Below are 22,532 nucleotides of genomic sequence, written 5' to 3'. Positions count from 1 at the left end.
TTGCCGTGCGGCAATGACGGTTTGTCTGCCGGACATTCAGCAAGGGCTGTGCCAATTTTTAAAATCCTTTTAAAACAAAAGGTTGAGATGAATTCAGGACGACAGAACGGAGATCAGCGGTAAGGGCTTGCCGCTTTGCCAAGGTCAGGGTGGCAAGGCGGCAGAGGCGATTGCCGCCCAGCGGCAAAAGGCGGCACGACCGAATGGCAGGCACAAAAAAGGAGGCTTGCGCCTCCTTTCAGGATCACCACCGGTCACTTCACCTTGTAGATGATGCCCGGGTTGCACTGGACCATCTGGTAGAGGTCCGGCAGGCCGTTCAGCGCCTCGGAGGCCCCGAGGAACAGGTAGCCACCGGGTTTCAGGGTCGCGTGGATACGAGTGAGGATGTCCTTCTTCACATCGGCGGAGAAGTAGATCAGTACGTTGCGGCAGAACACGATGTCGAACTTGCCGAGGGAGGCGTAGCTGTCCAGCAGGTTCAGGGCACGGAATTCCACGCGATTGCGAATCGCCGGCTTGACCACCCAGCGTCCCGGCCCTTTCGGGTCGAAGAAGCGGGTGAGCCGCTCCTGGGACAAGCCACGCCCCATCGCCAGGCTGTCGTATTCGCCAGCACGGCAGGCCGCGAGCATCGCCGTGGACAGGTCGGTGGCGACGATGCGCACACCGGCCTTGAGCTGGCCCAGGTTGGTCCGCTCGAACTCGTCGATGGCCATGGAGATGGAGAACGGCTCCTGCCCAGAAGAACTCGCCGCCGACCAGATCCGCAGGGGCTGGTTCGGGTTGGCCTTGATCAGCTCGGGCAGGATGCGGCCCTTGAGCACTTCGAAGGGGTAGGTATCCCGGAACCAGAGCGTTTCGTTGGTGGTCATCGCATCCACGACCTGCTCTCGCAGGCCGCTGCGCGGGGCGCTCTGGATCTTCTGAACCAGTTCGCTCAGCGTCTTGATGCCGTTCTGTTCCATCAGCTTGTTCAGACGGCTGGAAACCAGGTACTGCTTATTGCTTCCCAGCAATATGCCGCAGGTTTTTTCCAGGAAAGTCCGGAACTGCTCGAAATCCAAGTTACCTGAAGACACTAGGGCCGCCTCATTCATATCTGTACCTGGGGAAGGAATCCCCCTCACGCCCCGTCCGCAATCCTGATCCGCTCGATCACCCTCGAAGCCAGCTCGTCAGGCCGGAACTTGGCGAGGAAGTCATCCGCGCCAACTTTCTTCACCATCGCCTGGTTGAATACGCCGGAGAGCGAAGTATGCAGGAGGATGTGCAGCTTCTGCATTCTCGGATCGCCACGGATCTCCGCCGTCAGGGTGTAGCCGTCCATCTCCGGCATCTCGATGTCGGAAATGATCATCAGGAGTTCTTTCTCCGGCGCCTTACCCTGCTCGACCAGGTCATGCAGGTAGTTGTACGCCTGGCGGCCATCGTTCAACGAGACCACCTCCACCCCGACCGTCTCCAGGCAGCGGACCAGCTGCTTGCGCGCCACGGACGAGTCATCGACGATCAGCACGCGCTTGGTGACGGCGCTGGCCTGGGTCTCGTGATCGATCACGCCTTCGGAGATGACCTCCGAGGTCGGCGCGACTTCGGCGAGGATTTTCTCCACGTCGATGATCTCGACCAGGTTCTTGTCGACGCGCGTGACCGCGGTCAGGTAGTGCTCACGCCCGGTGCCCTTGGGTGGCGGATGGATTTCTTCCCAGTTCATGTTGATGATTCGCTCCACCGAGCGCACCAGGAACCCCTGAACCTTGCTGTTGTACTCCGTGATGATCACGAAGCTGTTCTTGAGATCACTCAGCGGCCTGCGCCCCGTCGCCATGGACAGGTCGAGGATGGGGATGGTCCCCCCGCGGATATTCGCCACGCCCCGAACCACCGGGCTGGACTTGGGCATGATGGTGAGCTTGGGGCACTGGAGCACCTCCTTCACCTTGAACACGTTGATCCCGTAGAGCTGGGGTCCATCCAGCCGGAACAACAGCAACTCCAGGCGGTTCTGCCCCACCAGTTGCGTACGCTGGTTAACCGAATCCAATACACCGGCCATGCCAGGACTCTCCCCTTTTGAGCTTCAGGACGCTTCGCCATAGATTAGCAGGCGGCACGAGCCTTGCTTTTTTGAATTGCATGAATCCGATAACGACGCTTTTCCGACACTTGATAGCACATCGCCGCCACCGGTCATGGGCCTTTTTACCCGTTTTGTTCTGCCTGAGCCACAACGGCGCACAGGCAGAAGGACTCACGCCGCCCGAAGTCCTTATCGGCTCCACCGAAGGGTTTCTTGAGTTCAAGGTAGAGGAATATCTCCAGAATAGCGGCATCGAGGGACGCTACGAGATCCAGGTGAGCCGATTGGACCCACGCCTGCGCCTCGCCACTTGCGACAGGGATTTGACGGTCAGCCTGGAGAGCCCGGCACAGCCGATCGGACGGGTGACGGTCAAGGTTCGCTGCGAGGGCAGCACCCCTTGGTCGGTCTTCGTCCCTGCCCAGGTTCGGCTGTTCCGCAATGTAATAGTCGCAGCGCGCCCGATGCGCAAAGGGGAAGAACTGTCCTCCCGTGATTACAACCTGGTCGAGCGTGATGTGGGGCTGCTCTCCCAGGGCTACCTTACGGCGCCTTCCCAAGCGGAAGGCTACAAGCTCACACGCCCCGTCCTGGTCGATCAGATCCTGACGCCGACCCACGTTGAAATGGCCGAGGTAGTCCACAAGGGTGATCAGGTGGTAATCAGTGCCGGAAGTTCCACCATCCAGGTCAAGATGCCGGGCGAGGCACTTTCCGCAGGGGCCATAGGTGACCAGATACGCGTACGCAACCTCAACTCCAAACGCGTGGTCAAAGCCCGCGTAACCGGCCCTGGGCAAGTGGAAGTCGCCATGTAGGCACGACTCTTGTATGGCACGTAGTCAATTCGTGTAGAGTGCCGTTTTTCCAGCGCCACACCGCACCCGGGAATTTTTTCGGAAGTTGCCCTAAAGTTAGTTTGGGCCTGGTCGATAAGGTCGGTAAGCGTCCATAACACCCAGAGGTTCTGCATCATGGTCATCGACTTCAACCGGCTCAATAATGCCAACACGCCCGCCAGCGCGGGACGTACCGGCAACGCCGGCAAGAACGAAGGCGTTACCGCCAACCAGACCAGCGCCAGCCAGACCACCAGCGAGCCGGCTGCCACGTCCCCCCGTAGCGGTGAAAACGTGCAACTGAGCAGCGATGCCCAGCAACTGCAGAAGGTCACCGACAAGCTGCGCGACCTGCCCACCGTCGACCGGGAGCGGGTCGACAAGATCAAGCAAGCCATCGCCAACGGCACCTACCAGGTAGACAGCCAGCGCGTGGCGAGCAAGTTGCTCGACTTCGAATCCCAGCGCTAGTCCAAGGGCAGCGCTGGGGATGTTGGACGCCCGATCCCCAGAGCCCGAAATGCACGACACCGAACTGCTCGACCTGCTCAACCACGATATCGACCACGCACAGCGCCTGCTTGAGCTGATCGATAACGAATTCAAGGCACTGACCGAACGTGACCTGCCGCAACTCGAGCAGATCCTTTCGGACAAGCAACCCCTGCTCGCCCTCCTCGACCAGCACGGCCGCCTTCGCGCCGACGCGCTGCAGGCGCTCGGACTGAGTGTCGATCGTGCCGGACTGACCGCCCTGGCCGAACGCTCCCCGGTCGGAACCGACCTGCTGGCACGCAGTGCAACGCTGAGCGATGTACTTGAACAGTGCCAGGCGGGCAACCTGCGCAACGGCCGCCTGATTCGCGCCAGCCAGACCAGTGTCGACAACACCCTGGCCATCCTCCGCGGCCAGGAAACCCCCAGCCTCTATGACAGCCGAGGGGGCGCCGCTAAAATCCCGCGACAGCGCCCGCTCAGCCAGGCCTGAAACAATAAGAAGCGCCAGGACATCGGGGCACATTGCCAGTATGCTGGCGCCCCGAGCCCCATGTGTTTGGAGAGACCTGGACCGTGTCCAACGCATTCAACGAAGATGATGGCCCACAACCCCCCAAGGTGTTGAAGGCACCTGTGGAGATCCAGGCCAATCTTCGCCTCCTGCTGCAAAGCCATGACCCCCTGGTCGTCACCTTCCATGAGCGCAGCCAGCGCTTCCAAAGCTTTCTGGTGGAAGTGGACAAGGATCGCAAACGCATCGCCCTTGACGAGATGGTTCCCAACGACGGCGAGCGATTCATTCGCGCGGGGGAGTACTTCCGCGTGGAAGGCTTCCATGATGGCGTCAGAATCGCCTGGGAATGCCGCCAGCTCGTGCAGGTAGGCGAGCATCAGGGAGCCCCCTGCTATTGGTGCCCCCTGCCGGAAGAAGTCACCTATCACCAACGCCGCAACGCCTTCCGCGCGCCCTTGTTGAAAGGGCAGCCCGTCCCCATCGAGCTGGCCGGAGACCGACTGCCCGCTGGGATCAACGGCGAGATGCTGGATATTTCCGCCACCGGCTGCAAGTTGCGCTTCGCCGGTGACGCCACCCAACAGCTGCAGACAGGCCAGGTCTACGAGCGCTTCAGCGCTCGCCTGCCATTCGGCACCTTGCTCACCCCCGTTGAGCTACGCCACCTCAGCTACAACGACAAGCTGAACATCACCCTGGCGGGCGTTCGCTTCTACCGCATGAACGGCCCCGAGCAACGCCTCGTGGAGCGCTTCGTCTACCAGCTCCAGCGCGAAGCCCGGCGCTTCGACAAGGACGATCTCTTCTAGCCGCTCTCCGCCCGAGCCTTCAGCTCGGGCGGGGCGCCTCCGGCTCCTCGGGAACTGGGGGTGGCGTGAAAGCCTCCCCAGTCATCTGCTCCTGCACCACCTGCTCATCCACGCGAGGATCAAGCGCGGCCACCAGCGGCGAGCTGACTTCCGGTGTTGCCACGTGCTGCAACGGAGCCTCGTCCACCCGGTGCAGGCCGGTGACCTTGTCGGGACGCACACGCACCACCAGGATCAACGCGCAGAGACTGACGAACGCATAGAACATGTTCGGCCCCAGCTGCTTCATCAGCGCGCCGGTCAGCAGCGGGCCGATGCTCGCGCCCACCCCAAAGGTGATCAGCAACATCGCCGTCAGCGACACCCGGCGCTCCGCCTCGATGTGGTCATTGGAGAAGGCCACCGCCAGCGGGTAGAGCGTGAACTGCAGCATGCAGACCAGGAAGCCCATGGGGAACAGCATCTCCATCGGCACGCTGGGCATCAGCGCCAGCGGCAGGGCCGCCAGCACCAGCAGCACCGACGCACTACGGATCAGCATGGCGCGGTCGTTACGGTCCGACAGCCAGCCCAAAGGCCATTGCACAAGCAAGCCCGCAAGGATGCAGCAGCCCATGAAGAGACCGACCTGCTCAGTGGTCAATCCCTGTCGCGTGGCGTAGAGGGGCGCCAGACCATAAAACGAACCCAGCATCAGGCCCGATACCAGCACCGTGGTCATCGACTGCGGCACCCGCCGGATGAAGAAGCGTGGCTCTAGCGGCGCCGGATGCAGAGGCGCCGGGTGGATCTTACGGGTCACCGCCACCGGCACCAGGCACAGCGCAAAGCACATCGCCACCAGCATCAGCAGCTCCGGGCCAAGGCCGGGGTGCAGCACCAGCACCAGTTGCCCCAGCACCAAGCCGAGGTAGGAGGCCACCATGTAGCCGGCGAACACCTTGCCGCGCTGACCAGGCTCCGCCTGCTCGGTCAACCAGCTCTCGATCACCATGTACTGGCACATCATCCCCAGGCCGACCAGCATCCGCAGGAACAGCCAGCCGGGCACCCAGCTCAGCAGGCCGTGCCCCAGCACGGCGGCCGTCACCAGCCCCGCACAGGCGACATATGCACGGATGTGCCCGACCCGGGCGATCAGCCGGTGTCCCAGCTTGCCGCCGATGATGAGCCCCAGGTAGTTGGCCGCCATCAGCGCACCGACCCACAGGCCATCGACCTTGTCCGCCGCCAGGCGCAGGCCGAGGTAGGTACTGAGCAGGCCGGAGCCGATCAGCATGAGCAACGTTGCGAAATACAGGGCCCGGAAGGACTTCAGGACTCGACCCATCGGCTTTCCATGCGCTCCTTGAGCAAGGGCGGGCCGCTTGAGTGCGGCCCGCGATGAGGGGTAATGCTAGGGCCTGGCAGATAGGCCGTCGAACGCTGGAACTCTACATTGCCGGATCAAGCCTGGGCTGCCAGAACACGACGCTCCCAGGGCGTGATCTGATCGAAAAAGCTCGCCAGCTCCATCGTCTTGGTGGCGATGTAGCCTTCGATGAACTCCTCCCCGAACAGTTCCCGTGCCAGGTCGCTGCGCTTCAGACGCTCCAGGGCTGCATGCAAGGTACAGGGCAACGAAAGAGAATCCGCCACCTCGAACTCCCCCTGGATCGGTGGGCTCGGCTCGATCCCCTGCTCCAGGCCATGAAGCCCCGCCGCCAGGCTCGCGGCAATCGCCAGGTAGGGGTTGGTGTCCGCACCCGGCAAGCGATTCTCCACCCGCCGCGCAACGGGCGCACTGGCCGGGATACGCAGCCCAGCGGCGCGGTTGTCGTGGGACCAGCACGCATTGTTCGGCGACGCGTAAGGGTGGCACAAGCGCTGGTATGAGTTCACGTTGGGCGCGAACAGGGCTGTGAACTCCGCCATCGCCGCCTGCTGCCCCCCGATGAAGTGATAGAACGCCGGCGACGGATCGCCATTCGCCTCGGAAAAGATGTTCCGCCCATCCGCACTGGACACCACGCTCTGGTGGATATGCATCGAGCTGCCCGGCGTATGCGCCAGCGGCTTGGCCATGCACACCACGGTCAACCCATGTTTCAGGGCGACCTCCTTCAGCAGGTGCTTGAACAGAAAGGTCTGGTCGGCCAGCAGCATCGCATCGCCATGCAGGAGGTTGATCTCGAACTGGCTGACACCCATCTCGTGCATGAAGGTGTCACGCGGCATCCCCAGCAGCGCCATGCAGCGGTAGACCTCTTCGAAGAAGGGGCGCAGGCCGCTGTTGGAGCTCACGCTGAACGCCGAACAACCGTCCTCGCGGCGACCATCCAGCCCAACCGGCGGCTGGAACGGCTGGTGGGGATCGGGATTGGGCGCGAACACGAAGAACTCCAGCTCGGTGGCCACCACCGGCGACCAGCCGCGCTCGGCATAGCGATCCAATACACGGCGCAGCAAGCCACGGGTGGACAGGCCCGACGCGCGGCCATCCAGCTCCTGGGCATCGCAGATCGCCAGGGCACGCGGGCTGTCACTCCACGGCAGGCGATGGACCTGTCCAGGGTCGGGCACCAGGGCCAGGTCACCATCGTCACTGCCATAGAAGCGTGCCGGCGGATAGCCGCCCATGATGCACTGCAGCAGCACGCCACGCGCCAGCTGCAGACGCCGCCCGGAGAGGAAGCCCTCGCCGGTCATCACCTTGCCCCGCATCACGCCATTCAGGTCAGGCGTCACGCACTCGATCTCATCGACTCCAGCCAGGCGCTCTGCCAGCTCGGCCGGGATTCCCGTGTTCATGTTGTTTTCCTTGTAGACATGGACCGCTGCGAATAGCGGCGCGAACAAAATACTCATCACCTGTTCAATATTTCAAGCACATATGAAAACCCCCGCAGATGCGGGGGCTCGGTGATGCAAGGAGGCTGCGGCGAGGTCAGCGCCAGTCCTTGAGCGCCTGGGTGGCTGCCTGGTTCATCGGCTGTGCCAGAAGCCCTGTAGGGGACAGGTTGACCGCGTAGACCGCCCCATCCGCCATCGGCAGGAAGGTGACGCGCTGCGCCTGGGCATCGAACAGGAAGAGGTCATGCTGCCCAACCCGCAGCCAGCGCCACAGGTCGATGCCGTACGGGCTGCTGGCCAGTGTTGCCTCGGGGTGTTGCGCCAGCTGCTGGTCCTCGATGGCGAGGAAGCGGCCCGACAGCTTCTCCAGGCGGTAGCCGGACTGCAGGCCGATCAGGCGCGCCAACCCCTTTAGGTGCAGCAGCCGGGCATCCAGTTGCCACAGGTCGCCGTCCAGCAGCACGCTGCGCTCGCGACCGCCCTCCAGCAGCATCACCTCGTAACGCTGGGGCCCGAGCGCCTTGAAGCTGAGCGTCACGATGGGCTTGCTGGCGTCCAGGTGGTCGTAGCGGGTCAGGTCCCAGGCAACCGTCCCCACCAGGGCGGCCAAGGCGACGAAGGCAAGGCCCACGGTGCCGCGTAGCCAGCCGAGGAACCAGCTGCGGTCGAAGAGGATGCGTGCGGCCACCACAACCGCGAGCAGGGCCAGCAGGGCAATGCCCCAGGCCAGGCCGTCATACTGCATGGAACCCTTTCCTTCTCCACAAAAGAGCCGGCATTATGCGCACCTCCCGACGCAGCGACCAGTTGCCGCGCTGCGCAGTCCGCCACAGATCGAGCATTTATGCCCCTCCCCATCGAACTCGCGGTTGATCCGGCCACTCTGCTGGTGCTCGCCGGCGTCGCGTTCCTGGCCGGTTTCATCGACGCCATTGCGGGCGGTGGCGGCCTGTTGACCATTCCGGCGCTGCTCACGGCCGGCCTGCCGCCACATCTGGTGCTGGGTACCAACAAGCTCTGCGCCACCTTCGGCTCCGCTACCGCCAGCTACACCTTCTACCGACGCAAGCTGTTCGAACCGCGCCGCTGGAAGAATGCCCTGCTGGCCACAGCGGTGGGTGCCGCCCTTGGCGCGACCATCGCCCACTGGCTGCCGGCGCATTGGCTCAACCAGATGCTGCCGGCCGTGGTGTTCGGCTGTGGCCTGTACCTGTTGTTCGGCCGTACCCCCGACGTGCAGCACGCTGCCGACGCGGCCATTCCCCATGGCAGGCAATGGCCCCAGGGGCTGGGCCTGGGCTTCTACGACGGTGTTGCCGGCCCCGGCACAGGGGCCTTCTGGACCGTGAGCAGCCTGCTGCTCTACCCGCTCGACCTGGTGCGGGCCAGCGGCGTGGCGCGCACCATGAACTTCGTCAGCAACGGCGTGGCGCTGGCGGTGTTCATCATCGGCGGCCAGGTGGCCTGGGTACTGGGCATCTGCATGGGGCTGGCGCTGATGGCCGGCGCCTTCTTCGGCGCCCGCACCGCCATCAGCGGCGGGGCGAAGCTGATCCGCCCGGTGTTCATCTGCGTGGTACTGGCGCTGACTGCGCGACTAGCCTGGCAGCACTGGTTCTGACAAGCCCAGGCGGCGCGCCACGTAGAGGTCGATGAGGTAGCGGGCAATGGACTTGCTGGCCGGCAGTGGCGGTAGCGCATGGATGGAGAACCAGCGCGCATCCTCGATTTCGCCCGGCTGAGGGACGATCTCACCGGAGCGGTATTCGGCGTGGTAGCCCAGCATCAACGAGTGCGGGAACGGCCAGTTCTGGCTGGCAATGTAGCGAGGCTCGCCGATCTCGACCCCGACCTCCTCGCGCACTTCGCGGGCCACGCACTCCTCCACCGTCTCGCCAGGTTCGACGAAGCCCGCCAGCGTGCTGTAGACGCCGCTGACAAAGCGCGGCGAGCGCGCCAGCAGCAGCTCATCACCACGGGTCACCAACACGATCATGCTGGGCGCCAGGCGCGGGTAGTGGTGCACACCGCAGCTTTCGCAGTGCATCGCCCGCTCGCTGGCCACCTGGACCATGCGTGCGCCGCAGCTGCCGCAGAAGCGGTGGTGGTCGGCCCAGGTTCCGATCTGGGTAGCGAAACCCAGCATGCGGAAGGTCTCGGCATCACCTTGCATCATCAGTTGGCGCAGGCCGACCCAGGCCGCGCCAGGTACGTCGGCGGGGCGCGCCAGTTCAAGGAGGAAGACTTCGTCATCACCGAAGTGACCGATGCCATGCTCGGCGAGAATGGGCAGGTCCTGGCGCTTCAGCCAGTCACGGGGGAACAGCACACCATTGCCGTCCGCCAGGAAAGTCTGACGGCAGTGCGCCAGCGCCCAGCCACCCGGCCGGGCCGCATCCAGGAAGCTCGAACGCCAGCGCGGATCGGCCATCTCAGGCCGCCACCTGCAGGCCCAGGGCCCGCACGCTGTCAGCAGCCAGGTCGAGCACATCGGGCTGGGCATCCGGGCGCAGCACCGCGCCGCCTTCGAGGTAGTACTCGAGGCTGGTCAGGGCGTCGGCCAGGGTCTCCAGCATCTGCTCGGAGGGCATCTGCGCGGCTTCCAGCATCTGCTTCTGGATGAACTCGCCACAAGCGCCCACCAGGTTGCCGGCACGCTCCTGCCCGAGGAACCACAGGCCGCCACGCACGGCCTGCAAGGTGCTGGGCACGTTGGCCAGGTGCAGCTTGTCGCCGTTGGACTCCAGGTAGGCGGTGATGGCGCGCTTGGCCATCGCCAGGCCGCCCTGGGCCTCGTCGATCACCACGATGCGCGCCTCGGTCAGTTGGTGCTGGGCGAAGGACTCCGCCTCGGTCATCACCGGGGTGGCCGCCTGGCGGGTATCACGGCGCTCGCCGCGCTCCAGGTCCGCCACCATGCTCTCGACATACAGCACGGCGTCGGCGAGCCGGTTGAGCGACTCCGGCGATACCGCTTCGCCTTCGGCCCAGCTGCCAACGGCAGGCAGCTGCGCATGCAGCGCATTGGCGGCAGAAGTCAGGCCGACCATGCCGAGGGTCTTGGCCAGCTTACCCAGCAGGGCGTGCAGGCTGCCGAGGCTTTCGGGCTGGGCGGTGCCGCGCTCGATCAGGTCAAGCACGTCCTTCACGCTGGCCAGCTCCTCGCGGATCGCCGAGGACAGCGAGCGCATGACGGCCTGGCCGGGGCCGGCCAGGCGCTGGTATTCCTCTTCCAGCAGGTGGTCGGTGAACGGCATCGCCGTCATCCCGAACACGCTGCGGACCTCGGTGGCACGCGGGCCCTGGCTGTCCGCCAGGGCCACCAGGTAGAGCAGCTCCTTCTGCAGGCTGCGCGGCGCTTCGTAGTGCTCGTTGGCCAGCAGCTGCTTGAGTTCACGGTCGATGCGGGCGAACAGCTGCTTGCGCGACTTACGCGCGATCAACTGCCCGTCCACCATCGCCTCCAGCGCCGCAGCGCCGATCCAGCACAGGCGCGCACGCGGGTCGATGGCATAGAGGCTGTCCAGGCGCGCCAATGCACGGCCCATGAGCTTCAGGCTGGGCTGGGGGCTCTGCTCGCGGATAAAGCCCAGCAGGCCCACCTGGTACATCTGCCGCAAGCGCCGCGCCATCAGGTACTGGGCACTGACCTCAGGCAGGCTGGAGGCGGACGGCACGCGAGCCTGGTCCAGGCGCACGCTGAAGAAGAAGCTCTCCGGCAGCGGCTGTTGCCCGGCGGACTGGCGCAACTCGTTGATCGCCGGCAGCAGCAGCTCGGGCATTTCCTGCCGGTGGGCATCGACGTTTTCCAGGTAGCGGCGCAGCACGTAGAGCGCGTTGCTCAGGGCGGCCAACTGGTTGTCACGCTCCTCCCCCACGCCGGCCGGGATGTCGGTGGCCTGCTGGAGGATCTCCTGCGCCAGCAGTTCGGCGCCGGTCAGTTCGATGAGGTTGAGGGTGCCGCGCACCTGCTGCAGGCTTTCAACCGCCTGTTGCAGCAGGCTGCCGTTGTGGCGGTCGACAATGAACTGTTCGAGGCTCTGTTCAGCCTGCTCGATCGTGGCGAACAGCTCGTCGCGCACCAAGCTGAGGGAAGTGGCTCCGGTGACCATGGGTCTAGCGCGCCTCCCGCGCGAAATACTGGTACGGCATCAGTCGGCGAATTCCGGTTTCTGTTTGTTCATGTGGGCGGCCATGGCCACACGCAGGTCGTTGGACTGGAGCATGGCGGCGTTCCAGGTGGCGATGTACTCAAGGCCATCGTCCACGCGGTGGTCACGCATGTAGCGGATCATTTCCTTGGTGCCGCGGATCGCCACCGGCGACTTGGCGGCGATGTCCCGCGCCAAGGCGAAGACGCCTTCCATGAGTGCGTCGCGGTCGGCGTAGGTGCGATTGACCAGGCCGATGCTGCGCGCTTCCTCACCGTCTAGGGTGCGGCCGGTGTAGGCCAGTTCGCGCATCATGCCGTCGCCGATGATGTGCGGCAGGCGCTGCAGGGTACCGACGTCCGCGGCCATGCCGATGTCGATCTCCTTGATGGAGAACTGGGCATCGACGGTGGAATAGCGCATGTCGCAGGCGGACACCAGGTCGATCGCCCCGCCCAGGCAATAACCCTGGATCGCAGCGATCACCGGCTTGCTGCAGAGGTCGACGGCATTGAAGGAGGCTTGCAGCTCGAGGATCTTGCGCCGCAGCACCAGGGCATTGCGGCCCACATCCTTGCCCAGCTGGGCGCCAACGGATGCCAGCAGCATCAGGTCGATACCGGAGGAGAAGTGCTTGCCGGCACCACTGAGGACGACGACCCGGACCTCGTCCGTTTCATCGATCCAGCGGAAGATCTCGACGATCTCGGCCCAGAAATCGGCGTTCATCGCGTTGATCTTCTCGGGGCGGTTGATCTCCACATGGGCGATCTTGTCCGTCAGCTCAACGCGAAAGGCTTTGTAGTCGGGCACGAAAATTATCCTCGCCAGTTCTGCTGCTGGCCTGTGAAAAGTGCGGGATTCCAAACCCGGCAACTATAACAAGCGGCCACCGAAAGTCGAAGACGACCACTGTGATGCAGGCCACGCCATCGGCCTTCAACCGCTCCCCCGCGCGCCTTCCACGCGGTTTCGCCACTGCCGCCAGCTGTACAGCGGAATCCCCGCCATCAGCACCAGGAAGCCCCAGAAGATCGCCTGCTCGCCGGTGCCGTACAGCGCCCAGATGGCGTACACGAACCCCAGCGAGCCGAGCAGCAGCGCCCAGCCCCGCTCACGTTCGGTGAACGCCTCGGGCTTGACTGCCAGCCACTGCAGCAGCGCGGCGGTGCAGAAGGCATAGGGCACGACGCCGGTCATGGTGCCTAGAAGGATGATCACGTTGAACACATCCACCAGCTCGCCCTGGCCATCGACGAACACCAGGGCGGTCACCAGCACCGCCGAGACCAGCAGTCCATTGGCCGGCGCGCCCCAGCGGTTGGTCTGCCCGAGCGAATGGGGTAGCAGCCCGTCACGGGCGGTGGCCATGGGGATCTGCCCCTGCAACAGCACCCAGCCATTGAGCGCCCCCAGGCAGGCGATCACCGCCCCGGCCGCGACCAGGTGGTACCCCCACTCCCCCACCAGCACCCGCGCCGCATCGGCGAAAGGCGCACTGGAGCGCGCCAGTTCCTCGGGCGGCAGTACCCCCTGCACTGCGGTGATGGAGAGGATGTACACGGCCGCCGCCACCAGGGTGCCGAACACCGTGGCACGGGGAATGGTGCGGCGCGGGTCGCGGACGTCGTCCGCCGGAACGGTGGCCGACTCCAGGCCGATGAAGGACCACAGCGTCAGCGCCGCCGTGGTGGCAATGGCCTTGGCGTAGCCGCCGGTTCCCGGCGGCAGCTCCTCCGGCGCAGGGATGCGCAGGTACTCGGGGTGGAACGAGAACCAGCCGAGAATGCCCACCAGCAGCAGCGGGATCAGCTTCAGCGCGGTGAGGATGTTCTGCGCCACGCCGAAGGCGCCGATGCCCCGCAGGTTGATCAGGGTGCACAACCAGATGGCACCGATGGCCACCAGCACAGTGAGCACTGGGTCGCGCAAGGCCGGGAAGAACACCTGCAGGTAGCCCACCAACGTCACAGCGATGGCCGCGTTGCCGATCCAGGCCGCCTTCCAGTAGGTCCAGGCGCAGAGGTAGCCGGCGAACGGACCGAAGCCATCACGGGTGTAGGCGTAGGGGCCGCCCGCCCCGGGCGCGAGCCGCGCCAGCCGGGCGAAGGTGAGCGCGAGGATGACCGCGCCGGTGCTGGAGATCAGCCAGCCGAACAGGCTGAGCCCGCCATAGGCCGCCAGGCTGGAGGGCAACAGGAAAACGCCCGACCCGATCATGTTCCCCACCACCAGGGCGGTGCAGGTCCAGAACCCCATGCCACCGCCCCGGCGCACCGCCGCTCGCTCGTCGCTCATCGCGCCCCCAGGCCGAGTCACTCCTTGATGCAATCAACGGTATAGCAGCGGCCCTGCGGGGTGTCCTGCTGCTGCAGGCCGTGCACATCGGAGTCGAAACCGGGGAAGGACTCGTCGAATGTCCGGGCGAAGGCCAGGTAGTCGATGATCGAGCGGGTCTCTTCGGTGAAGCGCTCCCCCGGCATGATCAGCGGGATGCCCGGCGGATAGGGCACCAGCATCACCGCCGCGATGCGCCCTTGCAGCGCATCCAGCGGCACCGCCTCCACGTCGCCGCGCACCAGCTTGTCGTAGGCGTCCGCCGGCTTCATCGCGGCCACCGGCAGGGTGGTGTACATGCGCCGCATCGCCCGCGCGGTGCCGTTGTCGCGGTAGCAGCCGTGGAGTTCGTCGCACAGGTCACGCAGGCCGAGCCCCTGGTAGCGGGCACCGCCGGCACGGGCGATGGACGGCAAGGCGGTGATCAGCGGCGCGTTGGCGTCGTAGAGACGCTTGAACTCCAGCAGCTCGGTGAGCAACGTACTCCACTTGCCCTTGGTGATGCCCATGGAGAACAGCACCAGGAAGGAATACAGGCCGGTCTTCTCCACCACCAGCCCGCGCTCCCAGAGGAACTTGCCGACCACCGCCGCCGGAATGCCGCGTTCGCCCAAACGTCCGTCGGCAGTCAGGCCCGGCATCACCAGGGTGACCTTGATCGGGTCGAGCAACACGTAGTCGTCGGCTACCTCGCCGAAGCCGTGCCAATCGGCCTGGGGCTGCAACAGCCAATCGGGGGTGCTGACCTGGTCGCGCCCTTCCACCTTCGGTGGCTGCCAGATGCTGAACCACCAGTCATCCTCGGCCAGGTTCTGCCCGACGTTGGCCAGGGCACGGCGGAAGCTCAGGGCCTCGTCGAAGGTTTCCTGGATCAGCGAGCGCCCGGCGGGGCCTTCCATCATGGCGGAGGCCACGTCCAGCGAGGCGATGATCCCGTACTGGGGCGAGGTGGAGATGTGCATCATGAACGCCTCGTTGAAGCGATCACGGTCCAGCTGGCGGGTCTCGCCGTCCTGCACGTGGATCATCGAGGCCTGGCTGAAGGCCGCCAGCAGCTTGTGGGTGGAGTGGGTGGTGAACACCAGCGGGCCGCCCGCCCCTCGCGCGGTGCCCATGCCGTAGCGGCCGGCGTAGAACTCGTGGAAAGCCGCGTAGGCGTACCAGGCCTCGTCGAAGTGCAGCACCTCGACGCTGTCGCCCAGGGTCTGCCTGATCAGCTCGGCGTTGTAGCAGAGCCCGTCGTAGGTGGAGTTGGTCACCACCGCCAGGCGCACCTTCGGCTCGCGTCCACGGGCCAGCGGGCTGGCGTCGATCTTCGCCTGGATCGATTCGCGGCTGAATTCGCTCAGGGGGATCGGGCCGATGATGCCCAGCTCGTTGCGCTCCGGCATCAGGTACAGCGGGATCGCGCCGGTCATGATGATCGAGTGGAGGATCGACTTGTGGCAGTTGCGGTCCACCAGTACCAGGTCATCGCGGCCGACCATGGAGTGCCAGACGATCTTGTTGGCGGTAGAGGTGCCGTTGATGACGAAGAAGGTGTGGTCCGCGCCGAAGTTCCGCGCCGCCCGCGCCTCTGCCTCGGCCAGCGGCCCGGTGTGGTCCAGCAGCGAGCCCAGTTCGGGCACCGACACCGAGAGGTCGGAACGCAGGGTGTTCTCGCCGAAGAACTGGTGGAAAGCCTGTCCCACCGGGCTCTTGCGGTAGGCCACGCCACCGCCGTGGCCGGGTGTGTGCCAGGAATAGTTGGACTGCGCGGTGTGCTCCACCAGCGCGCGGAAGAACGGCGGCAGCAACCCCTCCAGATAGGTGCGCGCAGCCCGCGCCACCTGGCGCGCGAGAAACGGCACGGTGTCTTCGAACAGGTACAGCAAGCCGCGCAGCTGGTTGAGGTCGGCCATCGCCTCGGCGGGGGCGTTCTCGATGGTGACCTGTTCACCCAGGGCGAAGATCGGCAATTGCGGCGCTCGCACCCGGGCGACGCGGATCAGTTCGACCACGTCATGCAGCAGGCGCTGGTTCTCCCCGGCGCCCTCCGCGGCCACCAGGATGCAGGCCAGCCCGTGGTGGGTGGAGGCGACGATGCGCCCCTCGGCGGAACTGGCGGTGGAGAGGATGACGAAACCGTCCCGCTCCAGTTCGTGGGCGATGCCGCGCACGCGCTCCCCCGCGACGGTATCGGCCTTGATATCGCGGTGGACGATGAGGATGGGGAACTTCAGGTCTTTGTACATGAGGACGTCCCGGTACGGCGGGTCCATCCCGCCCAGGACGCCAGGGTAGAAGCTCGCCGGGAGTCGCGTAACCCCCGGCGCTAGCACCTGTAAGAAAAGGTCGCGCCGGTGAAATCGGCGCGGGTCACGCCTCGGGCGTGGCCGGTGCTTCCAGCTTGGCCCACAGGGCCGGGCCGCCGGAGGCCTTCTCGATCACTGCCAGCCGCTCCAGGTGGGCCGCCAGTTCCGCTTCGCTGGCCCGCAGCACGCGGCCGGGCACACGGCCCTGGATGCGGCGGATGGGCGAGGCCTGGGGCCGGCCACCCTCGTCACCGCCCTCGCCCGCCAGGGACAGGTTGGTCTGGCCGCCGGTCATCGCCAGGTAGACGTCGGCGAGGATCTCGGCGTCGAGCAGTGCGCCGTGGAGGTCACGGCCGGAGTTGTCGACGTCGTAGCGCTTGCACAGGGCGTCGAGGTTGTTGCGCTGACCCGGATGGCGCTCGCGCGCCATCATCAGGGTGTCGATCACGCCGCAGTGCTCGGCGATGTCGGAACGGTCGCTCTGCCCCAGCAGGGCGAACTCGTTGTTGATGAAGCCGATGTCGAACGCCGCGTTGTGGATGATCAGCTCGGCGCCCTTGATGAATTCGAAGAACTCGTCGGCAACGTCCTTGAAGCGCGGCTTGCCCACCAGGAACTCGTTGGTGATGCCGTGGACGGCGATGGCGCCTTCGTCCACTTCGCGGTCGGGCTGCAGGTATTGGTGGAAGTGGCGACCGGTGAGGCGGCGCCCTTCAAGCTCGACGCAACCGATCTCGATGATGCGGTGGCCATCGGTCACCGGCATGCCGGTGGTTTCGGTATCCAGTACTACGTAACGCATGTTCGATGCCCGTGGGGTGGAGGGTCTGGATCAGGAGGCGGTATTGCGATGGCGCATTCTAACGGGGGCCCAGCTCGCTGACACCCCGGTTCGCCAACTGGTCGGCACGCTCGTTGCCCGGATGGCCGGTGTGCCCGCGCACCCACTGCCATTCCACCTGGTGGCGGCTGACCTGCTCGTCCAGCAACTGCCACAGGTCGGCGTTCTTCACCGGTTGCTTGGCGGCCGTCTTCCAGCCGCGCTTCTTCCAGTTGGGGAGCCACTCCTGGATGCCGCGCATCACGTATTCGGAGTCGGTGACCAGACGCACCTGGCACGGCCGCTTGAGCGCTACCAGGCCGGCAATCGCGGCCATCAGCTCCATGCGGTTGTTGGTGGTGTCGTGCTCGCCCCCCCAGAGCTCCTTCTCGGCGCCCTTGTAGACGAGCAATACGCCCCAGCCACCGGGACCGGGGTTACCCTTGCAGGCCCCGTCGGTGTACATCTCGACCCGTTCTGTCACTTATGCCTCGTGTTTCGAATCGCGCCGGCTGACCTTCGCCACCGGCATGGGAATCAGCTTGCCCATGGGCTCGCGTCGACTCTGGCGCAACGGGCGCAGGCCGACCACCAGCTTGCGCGCCACCAGCAGATAGAAGCCGGCACCGAACCACTGCCCGGCGCCGCCCCAGCGCTCCAGCCAGGCCAGGCGCGATTGCCAGGCCGGTGAAGCGAGCGGCGGACGATAGCACCCGAAGCGGCGTTTCTCCAGCGCGAAACCCAGCAGGTTGAGCCAGTCGGCGACCCGGCTCGGCGCGATGCAGCGGGCCTTGCCCAGGGCGTCCCCGGCGGAGTAATGACGCACGCCCCAGGCACTCCACGGGTTGACCCCGACGATCAGCAGGTGCCCGCCAGGGCGCACACTGCGCGCGGCCTCACGCAGCAGGCCATGGGGCGAGAGGCTGAAATCCAGCCCATGCTGCAGCACCACTACATCGGCGGCATGTTCGGAGAGGGGCCAGGCATTCTCGTCGCAGGCGATCTCCACCCCCGGCAACGGTGCGCCGAGATGGACGCTGCGCTGGATCTGCCGCGCACCCGGCGGCAGTTCGGCACGGGGGCCGTAGTGAACCAGGTAGCCGCCGAAATAACGCCCCAGTTCGTCCTCGAGCAGGCGCTGCTCCTCGAACAGCATCAGCCCACCCAGCGGGCCGGAGAACCAGGTGCGGGCGTCCTCGATCAACTCGAGCCAGGCGGGATCGGCCTGGGCGATGGGTGGCCTGTTCACGGAAACCTCCTGGTGATGGACACGGAGCCGCCGATCCGGGCAGCACGACGGGCACTACCCACACCGGCTCGACGCCCCGGGGCACGGCCCCTAAGATGCGCTTTTGCTGACAGACAGGCGAGCGGCCCATGATACAGATCGACCCCATCCGTGCCTTCTCCGACAACTATATCTGGCTGTTGCAGGATGCGACCGAACGACGCTGTGCGGTGGTCGACCCCGGCGATGCCGCCCCCGTGCTGGCCTGGCTGGAGGCACACCCCGGCTGGACCCTCAGCGACATCCTGATCACCCACCACCACGGCGACCACGTGGGGGGGGTGGCCGAGCTGAAGGCTCGCACCGGCGCCACGGTGTACGGCCCGGCCCACGAGACCATCCCGGCGCGGGACCGGGCGCTGGAAGACGGCGAGCGCATCGAGGTGCTCGGCCTGACGTTCGAGGTGTTCCACGTCCCCGGCCACACCCTGGGCCATATCGCCTACTTCCACGACGATGCCACCGCACCGGTGCTGTTCAGCGGCGACACCCTGTTCGCTGCCGGTTGCGGTCGGCTCTTCGAGGGTACCGCCGAGCAGATGCACACGGCCCTGTCTCGCCTCGCCGCCCTCCCCGCCCCGACCCGCGTCTACTGCACCCACGAATACACCCTCGGCAATCTGCGCTTTGCCTGCGCCGTCGAGCCGGGCAACCCGGCGATCGAACAACGCTTCGAGGCGGTAAGCCGCTTGCGCGAGGAAGACGGCGTCAGCCTGCCCTCCAGCATTGCGCTGGAACGCGAGACCAATCCGTTCCTGCGGGTCAGGGAAGCCTCGGTGATCGCCGCAGCCGACAAACGGAGCGGCAGCCGCCACACCGCCCCGGCAGCGGTGTTCGCCACCCTGAGGAGCTGGAAGGACACGTTCTGAAACGCCCTTCAGGTCACATTCGAGCTGGTGAAAACTTGACCACCCCCGGGTCGGTTCCTAGAATCGCCCGACCTTTTTTCCCGGAAAAGCCCAGCGACCAATGCCGTCTACGCCGCCGAAAACCCTTGATCTAGACGCATTGGCAAGAGCCGTAAGGGCTGTATTGCTGGTCTCCGCCGCAGCCCTCACCGGCTGCCAGAGCATGGGTCATCGCCCCGAGGACGACAGCCAGGAGAAGGCGCTGGCCGCCAAGCTGCACCAGCAGACCCAGTGGCAGGAAGAGGTGCAGGTCGAGCAGGAACCGCAGGACATCTGGGAGCGCATGCGCAAAGGCTTCGCCCTGCAGGACGAGATCGGCGTCAACCCGCGAATCGAACAGCAACGCCTCTGGTTCGTCAGCAACTCGTCCTTCGTCGAGAAGGCCTCGCAACGCAGCAACCCCTACATCCACTACATCGTCGAGCGCCTCGAAGAACGTGAGATGCCGCTGGAGTTGGCGCTGCTGCCGGTCATCGAGAGCGCCTACAACCCCTTCGCCTATTCCCGTGCGGACGCGGTGGGCCTGTGGCAGTTCATCCCCTCCACCGGACGCCACTTCAACCTGCGCCAGACCAACTGGTACGACGGCCGTCGCGACATCACCGCCTCGACCAACGCCGCCCTCGATTACCTCGGGCGCCTGCACGAGATGTTCAACGGCGACTGGCTGCTGGCCCTGGCCGCCTACAACGCTGGCGAAGGCACGGTGAGCCGCGCCATCGAGCGCAACCAGAAAGTGGGCCTGCCCACCGACTACTGGAACCTGCCGCTGCCCCAGGAAACCCGCGACTACGTGCCCAAGCTGCTGGCCCTGTCGCAAGTGGTCCTGGCCCCCGACGCCTACGGCATCGCCCTGAGCCCCGTGGCCAACGAGCCCTATTTCGAGGTGGTGGAACTCAAGCAGCGCATGGACCTGTCCCGCGTGGCGGCGATGGCCGATCTGGACGCGGACGAGCTCTACCAGCTCAACCCCGCCTTCAAGCGCCGCATCACCATGGACGGCCCGCAGCAACTGCTGGTGCCGACCCAGAAGGCCGAGCAACTGGTGGCCAGCCTGTCCAGCCTCGCCCCCCAGGACCTGGTGGAGTGGCAGGACTACCGGGTGCGCAACGGCGACAACCTGCAGGCCATCGCCAACCGCTACCAGGTGAGCGTCGCCAGTATCAAGGAAATCAATGGCCTCTCCGGGAATCGCCTGCGGGTGGGCCAGAGCCTCAGCATCCCGGTGGAAGCCGGCCGCGCCCCGACCCAGCCGGTGTTCCAGAACCTGGCCCGCAACGAGCCGGCCGCCAAGGCGCGTACCTACAAGGTCCGCAACGGCGACAACCTCTGGCAGATCGCCAAGCAGACCGGCGTCGATGTGAGTGACATCAAGCGCTGGAACCGCCTGAACGGTACCCACCTGAAGGTCGGCCAGACCCTCGCCCTGCAGGGCGCCAGCAGCACCCGCACTACAACCCGTACCGTGGCGATGGCCGACAAGGCCGGCCGCGATGCGGTGACCTACTACAAGGTGAAGGAAGGGGATTCGCTGTACGTCATCGCCAAGCGCTTCAATGTGGAGATGAAGCATATCCAGCGCTGGAATCCCCGCAGCGGCCACGCGCTCAAGCCAGGCCAGACCCTGACCCTCTACCTCCCCTGAGGCTTGCCGATCGCCGCCAGGCATCGCCCGGACAACTGGGCGAAGCGCTGGAAGGCGACGAACTGCTCGTGCTTCAGCGCACGCCCCGAGGGCCGGCAATCGGCGTAGATCACCCCGATCGGGCGTGCCCCCGCGAACAACGGGGCGATGAAGAACATTCCCTGGCCGAACCAGCGGCGCATGGGCTGGGTCATCAGGTCGTTCAGGGTGCACGTGGCAGGAATGCCCATCCAGAGCGGCTCGCGGCTGCGCAGCACATAGCTGAACAGGTGGGGCTGCTCCGGCTGCTCGACCGGTAGCTCGAAGCCCTGTTGCCAGTCCGCCGTCCCCTCGCCGGCCACCCGCTTGACGCGGAAGCAGGTCTGGCGGTCAGCCAGCACCGCCACCATCACACGCTCCAACCCCACACCAAGGTGCAGGCCGCGCGTCAGCGTGTCGAGAATCAGGCCGACATCCGCCTGGCGGGACACCATCATGCCCAGGTCCTGCAGGGCCTGCTGCATCAGCAGCAGGTCGGGCTGGAGCTGGCGTGCCTTGCGCTGGGCCTGCTGCACCAGCAGTTGCTCGGGGTCGGTGGGCGGGATGAGCGCGCACAGGCGGCTGGCACCGAAGGTCGCCGCCACCTTCACCGATTCGTCGGCACTGGCCAGCACCTGCTGCATCGCCTCCTCGGGGGACACACCGATGAACTGCGCCATCTGCTGGACCAGCGTCGCCATCTGCGGCGAGTCCCAGCCCTCCAGCGCCGCCTCGCTGACCTGCACCCCAAGCGTCACGGCCCTGACGGCCGGATCGGCCTGGGCACCGCCACCGCGGGCCAGCGCCGCCACCTCGCCCAGGTTCCAGCTCTTGATCAGCCCGGTGGTGAGGTGGCGGAAGCTGGTACCCAGCACCTCGCGCACCGTCTGCTCCTCATCCGCACCGGGTTGAGCAAGGGCCTGGGCCAGTTCGTCGGCCTGGTCTCCGGCGCAGCCCCAGAACGCAAGCTCCCCAAGGCGATAGAGCAGCGCGGCGATGAACACCTCTTCCTGGTCACGGCTGATCACGTAGCCAGCGATATTGCGCGCCTGCACGGCGGCATGGAAGGAGCGCGCCAGCAGCTCCTGCAACTGCTCACGAGGAGCACGGGTCAGCAGGCCGTCGATCAGGCTGAGGGACAGGCCGATGAGGCGAACGTTCTCGAATCCCACCAGCACGATGGCGCGGGAGATCGTACGAATCGGCTCCTGGGAAGGGTTGTAGTAGGCGCTGTTACCGACCCGAAGGACCTTGGAGGTCAGCGCGGCATCGCGCAACAGCACGTCGGCCAGTTGCTGGACGGACGCGTGATCGCGCTGGGCGAGGCTGTGGAGGTCGAACACGACCGCCGCGAGAGCAGGCAGATCCGCCTGAGTGAGCCTGTCGATCCATGACTGCAAACCATGGCTGCGTAAACCCAAGATGAGGAACCCCCGCACGTTTTGGAAAAGTGTAGTCAAAGTGCTGGCCAGCCCCACTCGGGACGGACCTTTTTC

21 protein-coding genes are annotated in these 22,532 nt (G+C 65.6%); 7 read left to right on the top strand and 14 right to left on the bottom strand.

Annotation, left to right across the window (positions count from 1 at the left end; translation table 11 throughout):
* Positions 1–254: 254 nt before the first annotated feature.
* Together cheR and RTK35_RS18065 are read right to left on the bottom strand one after the other, a co-directional pair.
* Positions 255–1,082 carry a protein-glutamate O-methyltransferase CheR gene (gene cheR / locus RTK35_RS18070; protein WP_208274594.1) on the bottom strand — a complete coding sequence of 276 codons (828 nt, stop codon included), beginning with the start codon at positions 1,080–1,082 and terminating at the stop codon, positions 255–257.
* 44 nt (positions 1,083–1,126) lie between these two features.
* Complete coding sequence (locus RTK35_RS18065) at positions 1,127–2,059, bottom strand: chemotaxis protein CheV (RefSeq protein WP_044408250.1); 933 nt, start codon at positions 2,057–2,059, stop codon at positions 1,127–1,129.
* 80 nt (positions 2,060–2,139) lie between these two features.
* Here RTK35_RS18065 and flgA point away from each other — a divergent pair, with 80 nt between their 5' ends.
* The 4 genes from flgA to RTK35_RS18045 all read left to right on the top strand — a co-directional run bounded on the left by flgA (position 2,140) and on the right by RTK35_RS18045 (position 4,743).
* A complete protein-coding gene (gene flgA, locus RTK35_RS18060; protein ID WP_316908772.1) occupies positions 2,140–2,901 on the top strand; it encodes a flagellar basal body P-ring formation chaperone FlgA in 762 nt (253 codons plus the stop codon).
* A gap of 156 nt (positions 2,902–3,057) precedes the next feature.
* Positions 3,058–3,393: a flagellar biosynthesis anti-sigma factor FlgM gene (gene flgM, locus RTK35_RS18055; RefSeq protein ID WP_044408256.1), complete on the top strand. Its 336-nt coding sequence runs from the start codon at positions 3,058–3,060 to the stop codon at positions 3,391–3,393.
* 49 nt (positions 3,394–3,442) lie between these two features.
* The gene (locus RTK35_RS18050; RefSeq protein WP_268192758.1) at positions 3,443–3,910 is read left to right on the top strand and encodes a flagella synthesis protein FlgN; all 468 of its coding nucleotides are present in this window, start codon (positions 3,443–3,445) and stop codon (positions 3,908–3,910) included.
* 83 nt (positions 3,911–3,993) lie between these two features.
* Positions 3,994–4,743: a flagellar brake protein gene (locus tag RTK35_RS18045; RefSeq protein WP_316908650.1), complete on the top strand. Its 750-nt coding sequence runs from the start codon at positions 3,994–3,996 to the stop codon at positions 4,741–4,743.
* Positions 4,744–4,762: 19 nt separating this feature from the next.
* On the opposite strand, the gene RTK35_RS18040 is transcribed toward RTK35_RS18045, so the two are convergent.
* The 3 genes from RTK35_RS18040 to RTK35_RS18030 form a co-directional block, all read right to left on the bottom strand.
* Positions 4,763–6,073, bottom strand: a complete 1,311-nt coding sequence (locus tag RTK35_RS18040; RefSeq protein WP_316908649.1) for an MFS transporter — start codon at positions 6,071–6,073, stop codon at positions 4,763–4,765.
* 116 nt (positions 6,074–6,189) lie between these two features.
* Positions 6,190–7,431, bottom strand: coding sequence for a glutamine synthetase family protein (locus RTK35_RS18035; RefSeq protein WP_172435116.1), 1,242 nt, complete (start codon positions 7,429–7,431; stop codon positions 6,190–6,192).
* A gap of 238 nt (positions 7,432–7,669) precedes the next feature.
* Entirely contained in the window at positions 7,670–8,320 is a 651-nt protein-coding gene (locus RTK35_RS18030; protein WP_074968185.1) for a hypothetical protein, read from the bottom strand.
* Positions 8,321–8,419: 99 nt separating this feature from the next.
* Between RTK35_RS18030 and RTK35_RS18025 the strand changes: the two genes are divergently transcribed.
* Positions 8,420–9,196: a TSUP family transporter gene (locus tag RTK35_RS18025; protein ID WP_316908648.1), complete on the top strand. Its 777-nt coding sequence runs from the start codon at positions 8,420–8,422 to the stop codon at positions 9,194–9,196.
* Here the strand turns inward: RTK35_RS18025 and nudC are convergent.
* The 8 genes from nudC to RTK35_RS17985 all read right to left on the bottom strand — a co-directional run bounded on the left by nudC (position 9,173) and on the right by RTK35_RS17985 (position 18,426).
* On the bottom strand, positions 9,173–10,006 hold the full coding sequence (gene nudC / locus RTK35_RS18020) for an NAD(+) diphosphatase (protein ID WP_316908647.1): 834 nt from the start codon (positions 10,004–10,006) through the stop codon (positions 9,173–9,175). The genes RTK35_RS18025 and nudC overlap by 24 nt on opposite strands.
* 1 nt (position 10,007) lies before the next feature.
* A complete protein-coding gene (locus RTK35_RS18015) occupies positions 10,008–11,687 on the bottom strand; it encodes a hypothetical protein (RefSeq protein ID WP_044408279.1) in 1,680 nt (559 codons plus the stop codon).
* 39 nt (positions 11,688–11,726) lie between these two features.
* Positions 11,727–12,539: a crotonase/enoyl-CoA hydratase family protein gene (locus tag RTK35_RS18010; RefSeq protein ID WP_316908646.1), complete on the bottom strand. Its 813-nt coding sequence runs from the start codon at positions 12,537–12,539 to the stop codon at positions 11,727–11,729.
* A 126-nt stretch (positions 12,540–12,665) separates the two neighbouring features.
* Positions 12,666–14,024, bottom strand: coding sequence for an amino acid permease (locus RTK35_RS18005; RefSeq protein WP_316908645.1), 1,359 nt, complete (start codon positions 14,022–14,024; stop codon positions 12,666–12,668).
* Positions 14,025–14,041: 17 nt separating this feature from the next.
* Positions 14,042–16,297: an arginine/lysine/ornithine decarboxylase gene (locus RTK35_RS18000; RefSeq protein WP_316908644.1), complete on the bottom strand. Its 2,256-nt coding sequence runs from the start codon at positions 16,295–16,297 to the stop codon at positions 14,042–14,044.
* 124 nt (positions 16,298–16,421) lie between these two features.
* A complete protein-coding gene (gene dnaQ / locus RTK35_RS17995) occupies positions 16,422–17,159 on the bottom strand; it encodes a DNA polymerase III subunit epsilon (protein WP_074968197.1) in 738 nt (245 codons plus the stop codon).
* A 58-nt stretch (positions 17,160–17,217) separates the two neighbouring features.
* Positions 17,218–17,643: a ribonuclease HI gene (gene rnhA, locus RTK35_RS17990; RefSeq protein ID WP_069560315.1), complete on the bottom strand. Its 426-nt coding sequence runs from the start codon at positions 17,641–17,643 to the stop codon at positions 17,218–17,220.
* A gap of 18 nt (positions 17,644–17,661) precedes the next feature.
* The gene (locus tag RTK35_RS17985) at positions 17,662–18,426 is read right to left on the bottom strand and encodes a methyltransferase domain-containing protein (protein ID WP_316908643.1); all 765 of its coding nucleotides are present in this window, start codon (positions 18,424–18,426) and stop codon (positions 17,662–17,664) included.
* Between the two features lie 128 nt (positions 18,427–18,554).
* On the opposite strand from RTK35_RS17985, the gene gloB reads away from it, so the two are divergent.
* Positions 18,555–19,334 (top strand): hydroxyacylglutathione hydrolase, encoded by a 780-nt coding sequence (gene gloB / locus RTK35_RS17980; protein WP_316908642.1) that lies wholly within the window; start codon positions 18,555–18,557, stop codon positions 19,332–19,334.
* A gap of 100 nt (positions 19,335–19,434) precedes the next feature.
* The gene (locus RTK35_RS17975; protein ID WP_316908641.1) at positions 19,435–21,018 is read left to right on the top strand and encodes a lytic transglycosylase domain-containing protein; all 1,584 of its coding nucleotides are present in this window, start codon (positions 19,435–19,437) and stop codon (positions 21,016–21,018) included.
* Here RTK35_RS17975 and RTK35_RS17970 read toward each other — a convergent pair.
* Positions 21,006–22,457, bottom strand: coding sequence for an HDOD domain-containing protein (locus tag RTK35_RS17970; protein ID WP_172434164.1), 1,452 nt, complete (start codon positions 22,455–22,457; stop codon positions 21,006–21,008). The genes RTK35_RS17975 and RTK35_RS17970 overlap by 13 nt on opposite strands.
* Positions 22,458–22,532: the final 75 nt, after the last annotated feature.

The sequence above is a fragment of the Pseudomonas sp. zfem003 genome (genome assembly GCF_032621675.1).
Lineage (GTDB): Bacteria > Pseudomonadota > Gammaproteobacteria > Pseudomonadales > Pseudomonadaceae > Metapseudomonas > Metapseudomonas otitidis.
The sequence above is the reverse complement of the archived record's forward strand: the minus strand, read 5'-3'. Positions and strand labels throughout refer to the sequence as shown.